This is a genomic window from Winogradskyella sp. SYSU M77433 (genome assembly GCF_029911945.1).
Taxonomy (GTDB): Bacteria; Bacteroidota; Bacteroidia; order Flavobacteriales; family Flavobacteriaceae; genus Winogradskyella.
This window is the reverse complement of record NZ_JARYTG010000006.1, coordinates 227,969-244,715: the sequence shown is the minus strand read 5'-3', so window position 1 is coordinate 244,715 and position 16,747 is coordinate 227,969. Positions and strand designations below refer to the sequence as shown.

At 33.9% G+C, this 16,747-nt stretch carries 18 protein-coding genes and 1 tRNA gene; 6 read left to right on the top strand and 13 right to left on the bottom strand.

What is annotated here, in order from left to right; all coding sequences use genetic code 11:
- Nucleotides 1-43: 43 nt before the first annotated feature.
- From QGM60_RS13585 to pdxA, 7 genes are all read right to left on the bottom strand, one after another.
- A complete protein-coding gene (locus QGM60_RS13585) occupies nt 44-2,731 on the bottom strand; it encodes a reprolysin-like metallopeptidase (RefSeq protein ID WP_281140802.1) in 2,688 nt (895 codons plus the stop codon).
- Nucleotides 2,732-2,837: 106 nt separating this feature from the next.
- A complete protein-coding gene (gene accC, locus QGM60_RS13580) occupies nt 2,838-4,190 on the bottom strand; it encodes an acetyl-CoA carboxylase biotin carboxylase subunit (RefSeq protein ID WP_281140801.1) in 1,353 nt (450 codons plus the stop codon).
- 84 nt (nt 4,191-4,274) lie between these two features.
- Nucleotides 4,275-4,760 carry an acetyl-CoA carboxylase biotin carboxyl carrier protein gene (accB, locus tag QGM60_RS13575; RefSeq protein WP_281140800.1) on the bottom strand — a complete coding sequence of 162 codons (486 nt, stop codon included), beginning with the start codon at nt 4,758-4,760 and terminating at the stop codon, nt 4,275-4,277.
- 30 nt (nt 4,761-4,790) lie between these two features.
- Nucleotides 4,791-5,786, bottom strand: coding sequence for a beta-ketoacyl-ACP synthase III (locus QGM60_RS13570; protein ID WP_281140799.1), 996 nt, complete (start codon nt 5,784-5,786; stop codon nt 4,791-4,793).
- 178 nt (nt 5,787-5,964) lie between these two features.
- On the bottom strand, nt 5,965-6,168 hold the full coding sequence (rpmF, locus tag QGM60_RS13565; RefSeq protein WP_281140798.1) for a 50S ribosomal protein L32: 204 nt from the start codon (nt 6,166-6,168) through the stop codon (nt 5,965-5,967).
- An 8-nt stretch (nt 6,169-6,176) separates the two neighbouring features.
- The gene (locus tag QGM60_RS13560; RefSeq protein ID WP_281140797.1) at nt 6,177-6,716 is read right to left on the bottom strand and encodes a DUF177 domain-containing protein; all 540 of its coding nucleotides are present in this window, start codon (nt 6,714-6,716) and stop codon (nt 6,177-6,179) included.
- 79 nt (nt 6,717-6,795) lie between these two features.
- Nucleotides 6,796-7,836, bottom strand: a complete 1,041-nt coding sequence (gene pdxA, locus QGM60_RS13555; protein WP_281140796.1) for a 4-hydroxythreonine-4-phosphate dehydrogenase PdxA — start codon at nt 7,834-7,836, stop codon at nt 6,796-6,798.
- Nucleotides 7,837-7,933: 97 nt separating this feature from the next.
- Here pdxA and QGM60_RS13550 point away from each other — a divergent pair, with 97 nt between their 5' ends.
- Nucleotides 7,934-8,524 (top strand): riboflavin synthase, encoded by a 591-nt coding sequence (locus tag QGM60_RS13550; RefSeq protein ID WP_281140795.1) that lies wholly within the window; start codon nt 7,934-7,936, stop codon nt 8,522-8,524.
- Here the strand turns inward: QGM60_RS13550 and QGM60_RS13545 are convergent.
- The 3 genes from QGM60_RS13545 to mce form a co-directional block, all read right to left on the bottom strand.
- Entirely contained in the window at nt 8,521-8,721 is a 201-nt protein-coding gene (locus QGM60_RS13545) for a hypothetical protein (protein WP_281140794.1), read from the bottom strand. The genes QGM60_RS13550 and QGM60_RS13545 overlap by 4 nt on opposite strands.
- A 273-nt stretch (nt 8,722-8,994) precedes the next feature.
- Nucleotides 8,995-9,068, bottom strand: a tRNA-Ile gene (locus QGM60_RS13540).
- 77 nt (nt 9,069-9,145) lie between these two features.
- A complete protein-coding gene (mce, locus tag QGM60_RS13535; protein WP_281140793.1) occupies nt 9,146-9,550 on the bottom strand; it encodes a methylmalonyl-CoA epimerase in 405 nt (134 codons plus the stop codon).
- A 106-nt stretch (nt 9,551-9,656) separates the two neighbouring features.
- On the opposite strand from mce, the gene rbfA reads away from it, so the two are divergent.
- Nucleotides 9,657-10,049 carry a 30S ribosome-binding factor RbfA gene (gene rbfA / locus QGM60_RS13530; RefSeq protein WP_281140792.1) on the top strand — a complete coding sequence of 131 codons (393 nt, stop codon included), beginning with the start codon at nt 9,657-9,659 and terminating at the stop codon, nt 10,047-10,049.
- Complete coding sequence (locus QGM60_RS13525; RefSeq protein ID WP_281140791.1) at nt 10,050-11,249, top strand: FtsX-like permease family protein; 1,200 nt, start codon at nt 10,050-10,052, stop codon at nt 11,247-11,249.
- Here QGM60_RS13525 and dusB read toward each other — a convergent pair.
- A complete protein-coding gene (dusB, locus tag QGM60_RS13520) occupies nt 11,246-12,247 on the bottom strand; it encodes a tRNA dihydrouridine synthase DusB (RefSeq protein ID WP_281140790.1) in 1,002 nt (333 codons plus the stop codon). The two genes, QGM60_RS13525 and dusB, sit on opposite strands and share 4 nt — an antisense overlap.
- An 81-nt stretch (nt 12,248-12,328) precedes the next feature.
- On the opposite strand from dusB, the gene QGM60_RS13515 reads away from it, so the two are divergent.
- From QGM60_RS13515 to QGM60_RS13505, 3 genes are all read left to right on the top strand, one after another.
- Nucleotides 12,329-13,072, top strand: a complete 744-nt coding sequence (locus tag QGM60_RS13515; protein WP_281140789.1) for a prolipoprotein diacylglyceryl transferase family protein — start codon at nt 12,329-12,331, stop codon at nt 13,070-13,072.
- A complete protein-coding gene (locus QGM60_RS13510; RefSeq protein ID WP_281140788.1) occupies nt 13,062-14,453 on the top strand; it encodes a radical SAM protein in 1,392 nt (463 codons plus the stop codon). Before QGM60_RS13515 ends, QGM60_RS13510 begins: the two co-directional genes overlap by 11 nt.
- 114 nt (nt 14,454-14,567) lie before the next feature.
- A complete protein-coding gene (locus QGM60_RS13505; RefSeq protein WP_281140787.1) occupies nt 14,568-14,768 on the top strand; it encodes a hypothetical protein in 201 nt (66 codons plus the stop codon).
- Between the two features lie 40 nt (nt 14,769-14,808).
- Here the strand turns inward: QGM60_RS13505 and QGM60_RS13500 are convergent, their stop codons facing one another.
- Both QGM60_RS13500 and QGM60_RS13495 read right to left on the bottom strand, forming a co-directional pair.
- On the bottom strand, nt 14,809-15,399 hold the full coding sequence (locus tag QGM60_RS13500) for a hypothetical protein (RefSeq protein ID WP_281140786.1): 591 nt from the start codon (nt 15,397-15,399) through the stop codon (nt 14,809-14,811).
- Nucleotides 15,400-15,451: 52 nt separating this feature from the next.
- Nucleotides 15,452-16,696 (bottom strand): M28 family peptidase, encoded by a 1,245-nt coding sequence (locus tag QGM60_RS13495; RefSeq protein WP_281140785.1) that lies wholly within the window; start codon nt 16,694-16,696, stop codon nt 15,452-15,454.
- Nucleotides 16,697-16,747 lie beyond the last annotated feature (51 nt).

The window sequence follows — 16,747 nt, the reverse complement described above, 5'->3', positions numbered from 1 at the left end:
AAAGCCCCTAAATTTAGGGGCTTTTCTATAAAAATTTAAGTTTTTACTCTACTATTATTTTTCTGGTTATTTTATTAGAACCATCTGCTATAGTTAATAAATACACACCAGATTGTGCATTATTTAAACTAATAGCTTCTTCAAATCTACTAGTAGTATTATAGTTTTTAGAAAAGATTGCTCTTCCTCTAATATCATAAACTTGAATTTCGATATCTTCCCCAGATTTTGGGCTGAAACCTATATTAAATTCACCATTGTTTGGGTTTGGATAAATAGCTAAATTCTCTAATTGATTTTCATCTACAGATAATTGATCTGTACATATTTCTAGAGACCAGCTATTTACTGTACCTGTGTCACCTGTCCAAAAATCTACAAAAGCTAAATTCCATGTTCCATTAATATCTTCCCCATCAAAAATGCTTAGAGGATTGGCTGGATTAAATGTACCCGTAGTAGGGCTATTACAACTAATAGTTGTTGCACCATCTTCAAAAGTAACATCTATATTACCATATTGAGCATCGTTACAGTTTCTCGCCCAAATATTTGCAAAAGAACCACTTGGAGATTGTAATTGCATTACCAAATCACCAATATATGAATGAGTAACATCAACAGATACAGTAATGTTTCCTGCAATAATTTCATTGTCATTAATAGTAATAGGCACAAAAACAGGAGTACCAGCTGTATTTGCACCAGTACCATCTGGTATAAAAGTACTAATTGGTCCAGTAGAGTATTCAGTGCAAGTTACAGTAACACCAATTGAAATATCCTCTGTATTAAGATTAAAAAATATACCATTAGCCGCTTCAACCATAATTCTACAACTAGACGAAGCTACGTTTGGTACAACAATATCATGAGAGCCGTCATTTGGAACATTAGACGCTAAAACAGTATCAAAATTTTCACCATCAGTAGATAATAAAATGTTTACACTAGATTCATTTACTCCATTTGCAGTTGTTCCCGCTACATCCCAAGTTATTGTTTGTGTTGAACCTATATCCCATGATTGCCCATCTACGTTTTGAGATGTTACAACAAATGGACCTGCTGCTGTAGTTACTGTAGCAGTCATAAAATCTACATCTGTCTGACCACCTGAAGCATCATTATCTCTAACAGTTAAACTAAAATTTAAGTTCCTGTTCACTGTAGATAATTTTTCCCAAGCTGTAGAAACACCACCATTTGCTACAATATCTGATAATCTAGGAATATATCTTATTGGATTGTTAGTACCAGTAAATGATCTCACTATTGGACCGGTAACTGAAGTTTCTAAAGGCATTCCGGCAGTACCTAAATCATACTGCTCCCAAGTATATGTTAAAGTACCTAAACCATCTGGATCTGAAGAGGAACTAGCGTCTAATTTATATGGTGTGCCTTGTGGAATTGTATAATTAGCACCAGCATTTGCAATTGGCTCGTTATTTCCTGTGAATGTAGTATTAGTTGGACAGGCACCAGAAGATGTAATATGATTCCATATTAAATCTAGGCTTTTTTGATGAAAATAATCGTCACTATTATTTTGAACATTGTTAGAACCACAAATTCCAGCATAGGCCATTATTGTACTTCCACTACCTGGTTCATATGCAGAATTAGCTGTTCTATTAGTACCAACACAACTTCCTTGATTTCCATTAAATGTATGTGTAGAACCAAATTGATGCCCAAGTTCATGTGCAACATAATCAACATCATAGGCATCACCAACAGGTGCAGGTGAACCTGTAATACCTCTAGCTTTATTTCCATTAACACAAGAAGAACCCAAAGCAGCTAAACCTCCACCTCCTGTGCTAAAAGTATGACCCACATCGTAGTTTGCACTTCCAATAGCTCCATCAATTACTGTTTGACTTTGATTAATTAAAAGTCCTGCATTATCATTATCAAATGGATCTGTTGAAGCATTTGTATACACAATAGAAGAATTGTTTGCAACTAATGTCATTGTTATAGACAAATCTCTTTCATAAATCCCATTAACTCTAGTTATTGTAGTCGCTATTGCGGCCATAGCTCCAGAAACAGTTCCGCCATGAAACGCAGTATATTCCCCAGTAGCAGCAATAGCCAAGCGATAATTTCTTAAGATTCCATCATCCGCATTTTTCGCAATCGAACTTTCTTCAAAAGTTTTGTTCAATATTTCTTCATCATCAATAACTGCACACTCAAACTCGAAGTCTGGTGTATTTAAACTTCTTTTTGAATAAACTGTATAAGTTTTACCATCTATGGTATAAGGATCAATAAATTGTGTTCCATTTTTTGTTCCTAAAAACATCGCATTCAATCCTTTTGGGGTTATGGTAAACCTAACAATCTCAGCAGGATTGTCTATTCCTTGCCCTGCATATGATCTTATATTTGGAAATTCCGCTTGGAGTTGAGCGTCCATTACAGAGGCCTCAAATACCTTGTATCTATTTATTTCACCTTGAGAATTCGGAAACGAAATGATTGTATTTCCAATATTCTCTCTAGTTCCAATATTATTTAGACTATTTTTTAATCCATCAATATTTAATTGATAAAACTTTTCTTTCTTAAGACTAATTTTTCTTAGTATTTGTTCGGATTTTTTTGCATCACTATCACTGACTTCACTCCAGTAATTCTTTGTACTTTGGGCGGTTACAGACAAAGAAAAAAACACTACTGCAAAAGCTGTAATTTTGATAAAGTAATTTTTTTTCATGAGATTATTTTATTTAGAATCTTTAAAGATAACTGTATTTATTCGAATGTCAAAAAAGAGTAAGTTTTTTACACAAAAAAACCCAAGCTCGCGCCTAGGTTCTTTTTTATTCTTCAACTATGTCTTTTATTTTGAAATCTTCCATAAATTTAGTGGTATAGTTACCAGCTAAGTAATCTGGATGATCCATCAATTGTCGATGAAAAGGAATCGTAGTCTTTATTCCTTCAATAACAAACTCATCTAATGCTCTTTTCATTTTGTTGATAGCTTCTTCCCTTGTTTGAGCTGTGGTAATCAACTTAGCAATCATAGAATCATAGTTGGGTGGAATGCTATAACCTGCATAAACATGTGTATCTAAACGAACACCATGACCACCTGGCGCATGAAGCGTTGTAATACGTCCTGGAGAAGGTCTAAAATCATTGAAAGGATCTTCTGCATTAATTCTACACTCAATTGAATGTAAGTTTGGCGTATAATTCTTTCCTGAAATCGGCACTCCAGCCGCAACTAATATTTGCTCTCTTATTAAGTCGAAATCAATAACCTGTTCTGTAATTGGGTGCTCTACTTGGATACGCGTATTCATTTCCATAAAGTAGAAATTTCTGTGCTTATCTACTAAAAACTCTACTGTACCAGCTCCTTCGTATTTTATAAATTCCGCAGCTTTAACCGCAGCTTTTCCCATTTTAGCTCTAAGCTTGTCTGTCATAAAAGGTGAAGGCACCTCTTCAGTTAGCTTTTGGTGACGTCTTTGTACAGAGCAATCTCTTTCAGACAGATGGCAGGCTTTACCTCTAGAATCACCAACAATTTGGATTTCGATATGGCGAGGTTCTTCTATAAGCTTCTCCATATACATATCATCATTTCCAAATGCTGCTTTAGATTCTTGTCTAGCCGAATCCCAAGCCGCTTTAAGGTCTTCTTGCTTCCAAACAGCTCTCATCCCTTTTCCACCACCACCTGCGGTTGCTTTAAGCATTACAGGGTAACCAACTTCCTTGGCTAGTTTTTCACACTCTTCAAAATTAGCGATAATACCTTCGCTACCTGGAACACATGGGACTCCCGCTGCTTTCATTGTAGCTTTAGCTGTTGCTTTGTCTCCCATTTTGGAAATCATTTCTTCTGAAGCACCAATGAATTTTATACCATGCTCTTCACATATCTTTGAAAACTTTGCATTTTCAGACAAGAATCCATAACCAGGGTGAATGGCATCTGCATTTGTGATTTCTGCAGCTGCTATAATATTTGATATCTTTAAGTAAGACTCGCTACTTGGTGCTGGACCAATACAAACAGCTTCATCTGCAAACTTAACGTGTAAACTGTCTGCATCTGCTGTTGAATAAACAGCTACTGTTTTAATGCCCATTTCTTTGCAGGTTCTAATAACACGCAGTGCTATCTCACCTCTATTGGCAACTAATATTTTTTTAAACATAAACTCTTCAAATTTTCAATATTCAAAAAACAAACTCCGAAATAGAATATATTGGAATTTGGAATTGAAAATTGGGATTTTACATTAAGATGGGTCAACCAAGAATAATGGCTGATCAAATTCTACTGGAGAAGCGTCATCTACTAAAACTTTAACAATTTTACCTGATACCTCAGATTCTATTTCGTTAAATAATTTCATTGCCTCAATCACACAAAGAACATCTCCTTCTTTAATTGCTGTACCCACCTCAACAAATACTGGTTTGTCTGGTGCTGGTTTGCGATAAAAAGTTCCTATAATTGGAGATTTTATTGTAATATATTTTGAATCTTCACTAGCTGATGTAGCCGCTGGCGCACTCTCTGCTGCTGGCGCAGTTGGTTGAGCAACTGGTGCAGCTTGAGGTACCATAGGTGCAGCTTGCATTGGTACTTGCTGAACTATAGTCGTTTCATTTTCTGAACCTGTTTTAATGGTAATTTTAACGTCATCCATTTCTAACTTAACTTCACTTGCGCCTGATTTAGCTACAAATTTTATTAAGTTCTGAATTTCTTTTAAATCCATAATTTTAGATATTTTGTTAGTTAGTTGTTATTAAGAATTATAAGCCCATTTAAAATAAATTGAGCCCCAAGTGAATCCACCACCAAAAGCAGCAAAAATAATATTATCGCCTTTTTTTAGTTGAGATTCGTAATCGTTTAATAATAAAGGTAAAGTCGCAGATGTTGTATTTCCATATTTCTGGATATTCATCATAACTTTTCCTTCTTCCAAATTGATGCGATTAGCAGTTGCATCAATAATACGCTTGTTTGCCTGGTGTGCTACCAGCCAAGCTATATCGTCGTTAGTTAAGTTGTTTCTTTTTAGTATTCTTTCAGCCACATCAGCCATATTAAAAACTGCATTTTTGAATACTGTTTTTCCATCTTGGAATACAAAATGCTTGCCTTCGTCAAATGCTTCTTGTGTAATAGGGTATGAAGAACCACCATAAGTGGCCTGTAAAAACTCTCTTCCTTCACCATTACTTCTTAGAAGCTCATCTTGAAGTCCAAGACCTTCTTCATTTGGCTCAAAAAGTACTGCCCCTGCACCATCTCCAAAGATAATACAAGTAGCTCTGTCTTTATAGTTTATAAATGATGAGTTTTTATCTGCACCTATAAGAAGTATTTTTTTATAACGTCCAGATTCTATATAAGCTGCTGCTGTAGACATTCCAAACAAAAAGCTGGAACAAGCCGCTTCTAAATCGAAAGAAAATGCATTTACTGCCCCTATTTGAGTAGCAGTGTATGCTGCTGTTGACGCCGCTTTCATGTCTGGCGAAGCTGTACATACAATAACCAACTCAATTTCTTTTGGATCTAAACCTTTCTTTTGGATTAAATCTTCCGCTGCTTTTATGGCTAAAAAAGAGGTGCCTTTTCCTTCTTCCTTAAGAATTCTTCTTTCTTTAATTCCGGTACGAGTAGTTATCCACTCGTCATTTGTGTCTACCATTGTCTCTAGTATTTTGTTCGTTAAAACAAAATCTGGGACGTAACCGCCGACACCTGTAATTGCCGCTGTGATTTTACTCATTCTTAGCTTTTAGATTAATTAAAAGTATAGAAAAATGCTAAAAATCAATTGTTTTTAACCATTTTTAAACACTTTTTGGCAAATAATAGTGCAAATTAAGTAGAATTTGATTGATTCAGAAAATTAAAACAAAAAAAACGCTCACAAGTGAGCGTTTTCTTATATGCATGCATAATAATTATGCAACGTTTTCTTCTTCAACTGAGTTGTCAATTAATACTTGACCTCTGTAGTATAATTTTCCTTCGTGCCAGTGAGCTCTGTGATATAAATGTGGCTCACCAGTAGTTGGGCAAGTTGCTATTTGAGGAGCAGAAGCTTTATAATGTGTTCTTCTTTTATCTCTTCTGGTTTTTGATATTTTACGCTTTGGATGTGCCATTTCAAATGTTATTTATCCGTTAATAGTTTCTTTAAATTATTCCAACGAGGATCAATTTCCTCTGACGTTTTCTCTTCTTTTTCCTTGTTAGGACTCAATTCTTCTAGTTTTGAAAGTATCTCAGATTTTAATGTACCATCTTCAACACCTGGATGTACTCTCTTTGCAGGTACAGCCAAAATAATGAGTTCGTATATATATTGAGCAACGTTGATTTCATATTCACCATGCGGAACAATCAATATGTCTTCATTGTCATCATTATACTCTTCACCAAACTTTACAACCAATTTATAGGTATCTTCAATTTCTTGATTATAAGGCTCATTAGTAATATCGCAGTTAACGTTTACAGATCCACTCGCTGAAAAAAGTAACTCTAAAAGTGTTGTTTTTTTCTGGAAGTTTAGATCAATTTTTACGTCAACTTCATTAAACTCATCGTATTCAAAATGCTGAAAGAACTTATTGTCTATTTCATATTCAAAATGATGTTCTCCAAGCTTTAATCCAACGAAAGGGATTATATATTCTTTTAATTCCTTCATTACCACATTCATTTTGAGCGTGCAAATATAATAATTTTTCCTTATTTAAAGGACAGATATCAACAAATTTTGTTTATAACTATTTAGAAGCCTTTTTTAGCGGGTTTTTACTGTAAAAATCGTATTCCCTTCGGTTTCTAAAAATTTTAATTGCAGCTACAATAGCTTGTTTCATAGAACTTTCATCTGCCACACCTTTTCCTGCAATTTCGTAAGCTGTACCATGATCGGGTGAGGTTCTTACTTTTTCCAATCCTGCAGTATAATTTACTCCTTTGCCAAAGGCTATAGTTTTGAACGGTATTAATCCTTGATCGTGATATGAAGCAATAATAGCATCAAAATTTTTATAAGTGTTCGAGCCAAAAAAGCTATCAGCAGAATAAGGACCATAAACTAAAGTGCCATTTGCTTTTATTTTTTCTAGTGTTGGTTTTAAAACAGTATCATCTTCATTTCCTATAACACCATTGTCCCCTGCATGAGGATTAATAGCTAATACGGCTATTTTTGGTTTTCTAATTCCAAAATCTTGTTTCAATGATTTTGTAACCGTACTTATTTTTTCCTTTACTAGCGCTTCTGTAATATGATTACTAGCATCCTTTAAAGGCACGTGATCTGTAAGCAAACCCACACGTAAATTATCCGAAACCATGAACATTAGACTTTTTCCGTTTAATGCTCTGGCAAGATAATCCGTATGACCTGGGAAGTTAAATTTTTCTGACTGAATATTGTGCTTATTAATAGGAGCTGTCACCAAAACATCTATTAATCCTTCCTTTAAAGCTTTGGTAGCTGCCTCAAGCGACTTAATAGCATATTCACCTATTTTCTTATCTTCTTTACCAAACTCTATTTTTACTGGCTCTTTCCATACGTTTACCACATTTACTTTTCCATGAACCACTTTATCTGGTGAATCTATATTGAAAAAGTTGATTTTACTATCAAAATGGTTTTTAAAGAACTGCATGGTTTTGCTAGATGCAAAAATTACAGGAGTGCTTAATTCTAAAGATCTAGGGTCTTCATATGATTTAATAATAATCTCAGGTCCAATGCCGTTAAGGTCACCAACAGAAATACCAACAATTATATGTGTTTGTTTTTTCATCTACTATCCTATCCTATTTTTTTATTAAAATTGGTTATTGGTGTATAATATGTACATAACTTTGTAAATGCAAATTTAACCAAATAAAGTACAATTTATGTTTACTGGCATTATTGAAGATCTTGGAACCATAGAGAAAATAGAATCTGACGGTGGAAATCTTCACTTTACCCTGAAAACTTCTATAACAAACGAACTAAAAATAGACCAAAGTGTTGCTCATAATGGTGTATGTTTAACCGTCGTTGCCATTGATGGTAACCGTTATACTGTAACGGCCATACAAGAAACTCTGAACAAAACAAATCTTGGCTTATTGAAAGAAGGAGACATTGTAAACATTGAGCGCGCTATGAAACTTGGTGATAGACTTGATGGCCATATCGTACAAGGTCACGTAGATCAGACGGCTATTTGTACAAATATATTAGAACAAGACGGTAGTTGGGTTTACACTTTTGAGTATGATGAAAAGTTAAGTAACATCACTATTGAAAAAGGCTCAATTACAGTAAATGGTGTAAGCTTAACTGTTGTTGATTCTAAAATAAATAGTTTTTCTGTAGCTATAATACCTTATACTTATAACCATACAAGTTTTAAAGAACTCAAGGTTAAAGATTCTGTTAATCTAGAATTTGATGTAATAGGTAAATATGTAAAACGACTTAACGAGCTAAGAAATTAAGCTACTTTTCTTGATATCTTATAAACTTTATAGGCTCCATAAATAAGAGCAGCAATAAAAAGAAACACAACTCCATTGTCTATAGGAAGAAATGGTGGAGGTGGTGGAGCAGGCGGAGGTGGTTGATTCACCTGAGCAATAGATGCTACACTTACGAAAAAAAATAAGATTGAGGCAAACATATTTTTATTCTGCATACTGTTAAAACTGCCGTAAAAGTATAAAAAAAACCGAGTCAAAAAAATTTTATTAATCAAAAAGCATCTTTAAACGACAAATATTGTCGACGAAATACTTAAAATGTGGTAAAAATAGGGAAGATTCTCACATTTTTTGATGCGTATTTAACGCAAATATAATATTAAATTTATATTGCCTAGGGCAAAAAACCAAAATCTTACAATTAATTTACTTAAAATCTGAATTTTGTAGAAACAAAAAAGCCTCACATTTCTGTAAGGCTTAATTTGTGGTCCCACCTGGGCTCGAACCAGGGACTTTCTGATTATGAGTCAGATACTCTAACCAACTGAGTTATAGGACCAATTAGCATTATGCTAACACTACTCTTTTAAAAAGAGTGTGCAATATTACTACATATTTTAAAACTCTACAAGAAAATTATTCCTTAATGTCTTGGCACAACTCTATTAATACACCATTTGTAGATTTTGGATGTAAAAATGCAATCAATTTATTGTCTGCACCTCGTTTAGGTTTTTCATGAATCATCTTAAAACCTTCACCTGTTAATCGGGCTATTTCACTTTCAATATCATCTACAGCAAAAGCAATATGATGAATCCCTTCTCCCTTTTTCTTAATGAATTTAGCAATCGGACTCTCTTCATTCGTGGCTTGTAATAATTCTATTTTATTTGGCCCACATTCAAAAAAAGAAGTTTTTACACCTTCACTTTCTACATCTTCAATCTTATAATGCTCCTTTCCAAATAATGATGCGAAGAGCTCGTTTGAAGTGTCTATATCTTTTACCGCAATACCTATATGTTCAATTTTTTTCATGATATGTATACTTTTGTAGGTTCAATAACGTGAAAATTAAGGTTTAAAAAAATGATTTTTGTTATTTTAAATCGAGATTATCCCTAATATCATCTACTTTTGCAGTATGGAAAGTAATAGACAGAAAAAAATAGCGGGAATTCTACAAGAAGATTTGGTAGATGTATTGCAACGTGCCGCTTCTGAAGGTGGATTAAAAGGCATCCTTATTTCGGTGACCAAGGTGAATGTTACTGTAGATCTTTCTATAGCTAAGGTTTACTTAAGTATATTTCCGAATAAAGAAGCAAAACCTTTGTTGGAAGGTATACGGTCTAACAAACCTTTAATTAGGCACGAATTGGCACAACGTACGCGTCATCAGCTAAGACGCATGCCTCAGCTCGAGTTTTTTATTGATGATTCTCTAGAATATATCGATGGTATTGAGCGTTCTCTAAAAGGTGAGGATAATCCTCTTGAAAACCCAGATTTATTAGGCAAGCGCAAAAAATCTTAAGTGAATTTTCCATTATATATAGCAAAACGTTACCTGTTTTCTAAAAGCAGTAATAATGCTATAAATATTATGACGCTCATTGCTTCGGCTGGTGTTATTATTGCTGCTGCCGCACTTTTTATAGTCCTTTCAGTATTTGCTGGTCTTAAAGATTTTAGTCTTGAGTTTTCTTCGTTTGTAGATCCAGATTTAAAATTGATTCCAACCGAAGGCAAATCTTTTATGTTTTCGGAAGAGGATATTTCAAAACTGAACAACATTGAGGGTATTGCTTCATATTCTGAAATTATTGAAGAGCGTGTTATCATTAAATCTGAAAACAAAAACTTATTAGCTACTTTAAAAGGTGTTGATTCTAATTTTCTTGAGGTTACCAATATAGATTCCATGGTAACACAGGGTAATTGGGTATCAAAAAGTAATGATGTGGTTGCTGGATGGGGAATTTCGAATAATCTTTCTTTTGGAATTTTAAATTTCAGAAAAGCGCTTTCTATTTACGTTCCAAAACCTGGAGTTGGGCAATCTAGTTCACTAAAAAGTATTTACAATTCAGCTTTTGTAAATAATGTTGGGCTTTTTGATATCAATGAAGAACTAAACAATAAATATATTTTTTCGAATATTGAATTGGCTAGAAATCTTTTGAATTATAACGAAAGACAAATAAGTTCTCTAGAGTTAAAACTAAATTCTGAAGCCGATGAATCTGAAATAAGATCTCAGCTAGAAAGCGTATTTCCAAATCGTTTTGTCATAAAAAACAGAGAGCAACTAAATGATGCTTTGTTCAAAATGTTGAATACTGAAAACCTAGCTATTTATCTTATTTTCACACTAGTGATTATCATTGCCTTATTCAACGTTATTGGAGCGATAATTATGATGATTTTAGATAAAAAGAAATCCTTGAGCACTTTGTTTAGTCTTGGTGCGGAAACCAAATCCATTAAGTCTATTTTCTTTTTACAAGGTAGCCTTATGACTATTGTAAGTGGAGTTATTGGAGTGATCCTTGGTTTGCTTATTGTTTTGGCCCAGCAATCCTTCGAATTGATAATGCTTACTCCAGAATTGCCTTATCCTGTGGTATTGAAATTCTTTAATATCGTTGTCGTGTTAGCCACGATTTTCGCACTAGGAATAATTGCTTCTAGAATAGCTTCTCAGAGAATCACAAAGAATTTGATTCAATCTTAGAATTGTTGTTCAAATTGATAGTCTGCAAATTTATCTAAGACCTCATCGAAAGTATCAAACACATCTTTTGACTCATCACTTGTTACCATTTTCATGCGATATTCCTTAAAATCTTGAATACCCTTAAAGTAATTTGTATAATGTCTTCTGGTTTCAAAAACTCCAAGCTTTTCCCCTTTCCAGTCGATTGACATTTGTAAATGACGACGAGCGGCTTCTACACGCTCTACCATAGAGATTGGTGCTAGATGTTCACCAGTTTCAAAAAAGTGTTTAACTTGTTTAAAAAACCATGGATTCCCTATGGACGCTCTACCAATCATAGCTCCATCTAATCCGTAACTGTCTCGCATTTCTAAAGCGCGTTCTGGAGTATTAACATCACCATTACCAAATACAGGAATGTGCATTCTTGGATTATTCTTTACTTCAGCTATAGGTTTCCAATCGGCATTTCCTTTATACATTTGTGCACGTGTACGACCATGAATGGATATGGCCTTGCAACCCACATCTTGAAGTCTTTCGGCAACCTCGACAATTTTTATAGAATCGTGATCCCAACCCAATCGTGTCTTTACAGTTACAGGTAAGTTAGTGCGTTTTACCATTTCAGCAGTCAATTGCTCCATCAAACAGACATCTTTTAGAATTCCTGCACCTGCACCTTTAGATACCACTTTTTTTACAGGGCAACCAAAATTAATGTCTATGATATCTGGGTTGGATTTTTCAACAATGTCTATGGTTTGCAACATGCTTTCCATATTGGCACCAAAAATTTGAATACCAACAGGACGTTCCTTTTCATAAATATCTAGCTTCATAACACTTTTTGCAGCATCACGAATCAGACCTTCACTGGAGATAAATTCAGTATATACCACATCGGCACCTTGCTCTTTGCATAAAGCTCTAAAAGGTGGATCACTAACATCTTCCATTGGTGCTAAAAGCAAAGGAAAATCTGGTAGTTCTATGTTGTCAATTTTAACCAAGTGTAGAATTTTATTGCAAAGCTAAGACTTTTTAAGATAATGTGTGTATCTTGATAATCTGATATATTTTCAACAATTACATTGAACATTCCTTTTCAACCAGAAGTTTTCGGGATCACTATTAACGTGCATTTACTACTTGAGTATCTCGCCTTTTTTATCGCTTTTAGGTACTATGTTATTCTAAGAAAAAACAGTAAGGATATTATTTCTAGCAATAATCGCTTATCCATTATTTTGGGTGCTGCTTTAGGCGCTTTGATAGGCTCTCGTATAGTTGGTTTTTTTGAAAATCCTCTTATTGAATTTACCAAAGAGAATCTTATTCAGTTGTTAAATACAAAAACCATTATGGGAGGTTTGTTTGGTGGTTTACTTGGTGTAGAATTAGCAAAAAACATCATAGGAGAAAAACAGTCGTCCGGTGATTTGTTTGTGTTCCCTATTATTTTAGGAATTTTTATTGGTAGGATTGGATGTTTTTTATCTGGCGTAAACGAGTTTACTTATGGTAAAGAAACAACATCAATCTTTGGAATGGATTTGGGAGATGGACTAATGAGACATCCCACATCTCTTTACGAGTTAATTTTCTTGATTATTTTATTTTTCGTTTTAAAAAAGATTCAGAAAAAAGTTCTGCTAAAAAATGGTGACTTGTTCAAAATATTCATGCTTAGCTATTTTGGGTTTAGGTTTTTTATTGAATTTATAAAACCCAATGTGTTTTATGTATTTGGGTTGAGCAGCATTCAAATTTTATGTGTAATTTGTTGGTTGTTTTATTCAAAATTCATCATTCAAAAACTAAAAAATGCCCACTAGAAAATATACCTATTACGATTTCACTTTAAGCTTATGCCCAGAATGTTTACAGCGTGTTGACGCCAAAATTGTATTTGAAAACGGCAATGTGTATATGCTAAAACGTTGTAACGAACATGGCAACAGCAAAGTGTTAATTGCTGATGATATTGAATATTACAAAAACATTCGCAACTACAACAAACCTAGTGAAACACCTTATACATTTAACACCAAAACACACTATGGTTGTCCGTACGATTGTGGGTTGTGCCCAGACCATGAACAGCACAGTTGCCTAACGGTAGTTGAAGTAACAGACCGTTGTAATTTAACTTGTCCAACTTGTTATGCTGGTTCTTCGCCAACCTATGGTAGACATAGAACTTTAGACGAAGTTAAAACCATGCTAGACACCATTGTAAAAAATGAAAAAGAGCCTGATGTTGTACAAATTTCTGGAGGCGAACCAACTATACACCCACAATTTTGGGAAATCTTAGATTATGCTAAATCATTACCGATTAGGCATTTAATGTTGAATACCAACGGCATTAAAATTGCAAAGGATATCACTTTCGCAGAACGCCTAAAAACCTACGCACCAGATTTTGAAATCTATTTACAGTTTGACTCGTTTGAAAATACTGTATTGCGAGAATTACGTGGTGCCGACCTAAACGATATAAGAAAACAAGCACTTGAAAACTTAAACAAATTAAACCTTTCTACTACCTTAGTCGTTACCCTTCAAAAAGGTTTAAATGATGACGAAATTGGCAAAATTATTGACTTTGCCTTACAACAAAAATGTGTTAGAGGAGTAACCTTTCAGCCTACACAAATTGCGGGACGATTAGAAAATTTTAATCCTGAAACGGATAGAATGACTCTTACAGAAGTGCGCAGAAAAATATTAGAACAAACCTCAATATTTAATCCCGATGATTTGCTTCCTGTACCTTGTAATCCTGATGCGTTGGTTATGGGATATGCTTTAAAATTAGATGGGGAAGTCTTTCCATTGACACGGTATATTAACCCTAATGATTTATTAGATAATAGTAAAAACACCATAATATATGAGCAAGATGAACAACTGCATGGTAAAATGATTGATTTGTTTAGTACAGGTAATTCAGTAGAGGTTGCAGAGGAGAATCTAAAATCTATAATGTGTTGTTTACCCAATATTGATGCTCCAAATTTGGGGTATGATAATTTGTTCAGAATCATAATTATGCAGTTTATTGATGCTTATAATTTTGATGTACGTGCCATAAAAAAATCATGTGTGCATATCGTTGATAAGGACAATAAAATTATTCCTTTTGAAACCATGAATTTATTTTATCGTGATGATAAAAAGGAGCGTTTAGAAGAACTTAGAAATCAATTATAATATTTCTATTCTAACCTATAAATAGGTTTACAATAAAAAAAAAACTGAAACCTTTATATTTACTAACAGAGCTAGGTAGATAAGGCCGTATAATTCTTAATACAATTTAATTTTATGTTTTTTTTAGAAGTAGGTAATTTAGATGGTATACTTTATTTTATTCTAGCCATTATGTTTGGTCCAGCAATTCTATTAGCTATAATAGGCTTTATCTTACTTAAACGCTATAAAAAAGCGGCTAAAGTATTGTTTATTTTAGCCGCTTTGTATTGTATTGTAAGTTTAGGTATTTGTGGAACTATTATGATGAGCTAGATATAATTAATAAACAATATTGCAATATTGTTTATCTCTTTTATTGTCTCTGCCAAACAGATGTACCGCTCACGTTACTGGTTACAACAGTTCCTGTTGTGCTATCCTCCGTTACAATTACTTCATCTTGAACAAAGGTCAACGTCTGCCCATCATCTGATAATTCGTAGGTTGCTGTTTGTTCGCCTTCAAAGGCGCTACTATCAACTTCTCCTTCATAAGAAAATTCAAAAAACTGACCATCAACTGTCATTTCATTTCCATCAATACTATAATTACCACTTACACTTTCAAGTGTATATGGTTCGCTGGACATCTCAACTCCGTCAAATAAGACGCTAGCAACATAGCTGTAGCTACCATTTGTAGTATATGAATTTTCTGTGAATTCTAGAGTATAATTATATTCTGTACCTGTAATATCTAAATCACTTACGATGGTTTGACCAGCAAATTCCATTGTATTACCTAGCGTTGTGGAAAATTCTACTAAATCCCATGTACCAATTAGGTTAATATCCGGATTCGGATTGGTTACATTAGTTTGAACATCTGAGTCCAAAGGTTCATTTTCGCAAGTAAATGCGGTTAATAATGTAAATAAGCAAAATAAGGATATAAGTCTTTTCATTTTTAGATTATATGGTTGTTAGTCAGTAAATATACACAATTGTAGTTTTGACTTAAAATTTAACTTTAGTTTCTATAGTTTCATCTCCTCGTGTTACTGTGATGTCTGCTTCATCTCCTTTGTCAAACACAGACAGAGCTCTCATATAACTCATCATGTCTGTAATGGTATTATCACCTAATTTTACAACAACATCACCTTTTTGTAAACCTGCATTAAATGCTGGTGTTTCCTCTCTGGTGCCATCTATACGCATACCTTCACCATCGTATAAATAGTCTGGTACAACTCCCAAGCCTACTTTGAATCGTGGAGTTTCTTCACTTTCATTTTTTGTTTTTCTAAACGCTAATTCGCCATTATCATCCAAGTCGGAAATAATATCAAAAATATAATCTGAGATTAAATCCATGCCTTCGTAATTTAGTTTATCTGAATCGTCACTTGGTTTGTGGTAATCTTCATGCTGACCTGTAAAAAAATGTAGTACAGGAATATCAATAAGGTAGAACGAAGTATGGTCGCTTGGTCCTACTCCACTTTCATTTTCAATCAATTTGAATTTCTCATTATTTGACATCAAAGTCTGTTTGAACATTGGAGAAGTACCAACACCATAAACAGCCAAAGTACTATCGGTTTTTAACTTCCCAACCATATCCATATTTATCATATAGTTTATGGATTTGGCATCTATAGTTGGATTTTTTGAAAAGTAATTAGAGCCCAGCAAACCCATTTCTTCACCTGAAAAAGCCATGAACAAATAGTTGTTTTTATCTTTTACCTCATTAGTATCACTTTTAACTTTTAATCTGCTTGCTAAATTCAATAAAACGGCTACTCCACTAGCGTTATCATCGGCACCATTGTGAATAGCCTTTTCTTCACCTCTATATAATGAGCCTTCGCCTCCGTAACCTAAATGGTCGTAATGCGCGCCTATGACAATAGTTGTTTTAGAGTTATTATCTATATAGCCAATAATGTTATTTCCTGTAATGGTACTATCTGCATTAGTAGTAAACTCCACTTCTTTGTGAGGGTCCGTCTTAGGTTTAAATGAAAACGACTGTAAATAGCCTTCGGTTCCTTTGGGCTGCAATCCAATCTCTTTAAAACGTTTTATCAAATATTCTGATGCTTTTTTCTCCCCATCCGTTCCTGTTTGGCGACCTTCGAGTTTATCATCGGCCAAAAAAGCAACATCTTCTTTAATTTTATTCTCTGCAACTTTTGGTTCAGTTTTACAAGACAGTATTGTTGCTAAAACTCCTAAAAAGACAATTTTTTTCATCTTAAATCTTATTTTTGCTCAAAATTAGGCATTAATCGCCATTTATTATAA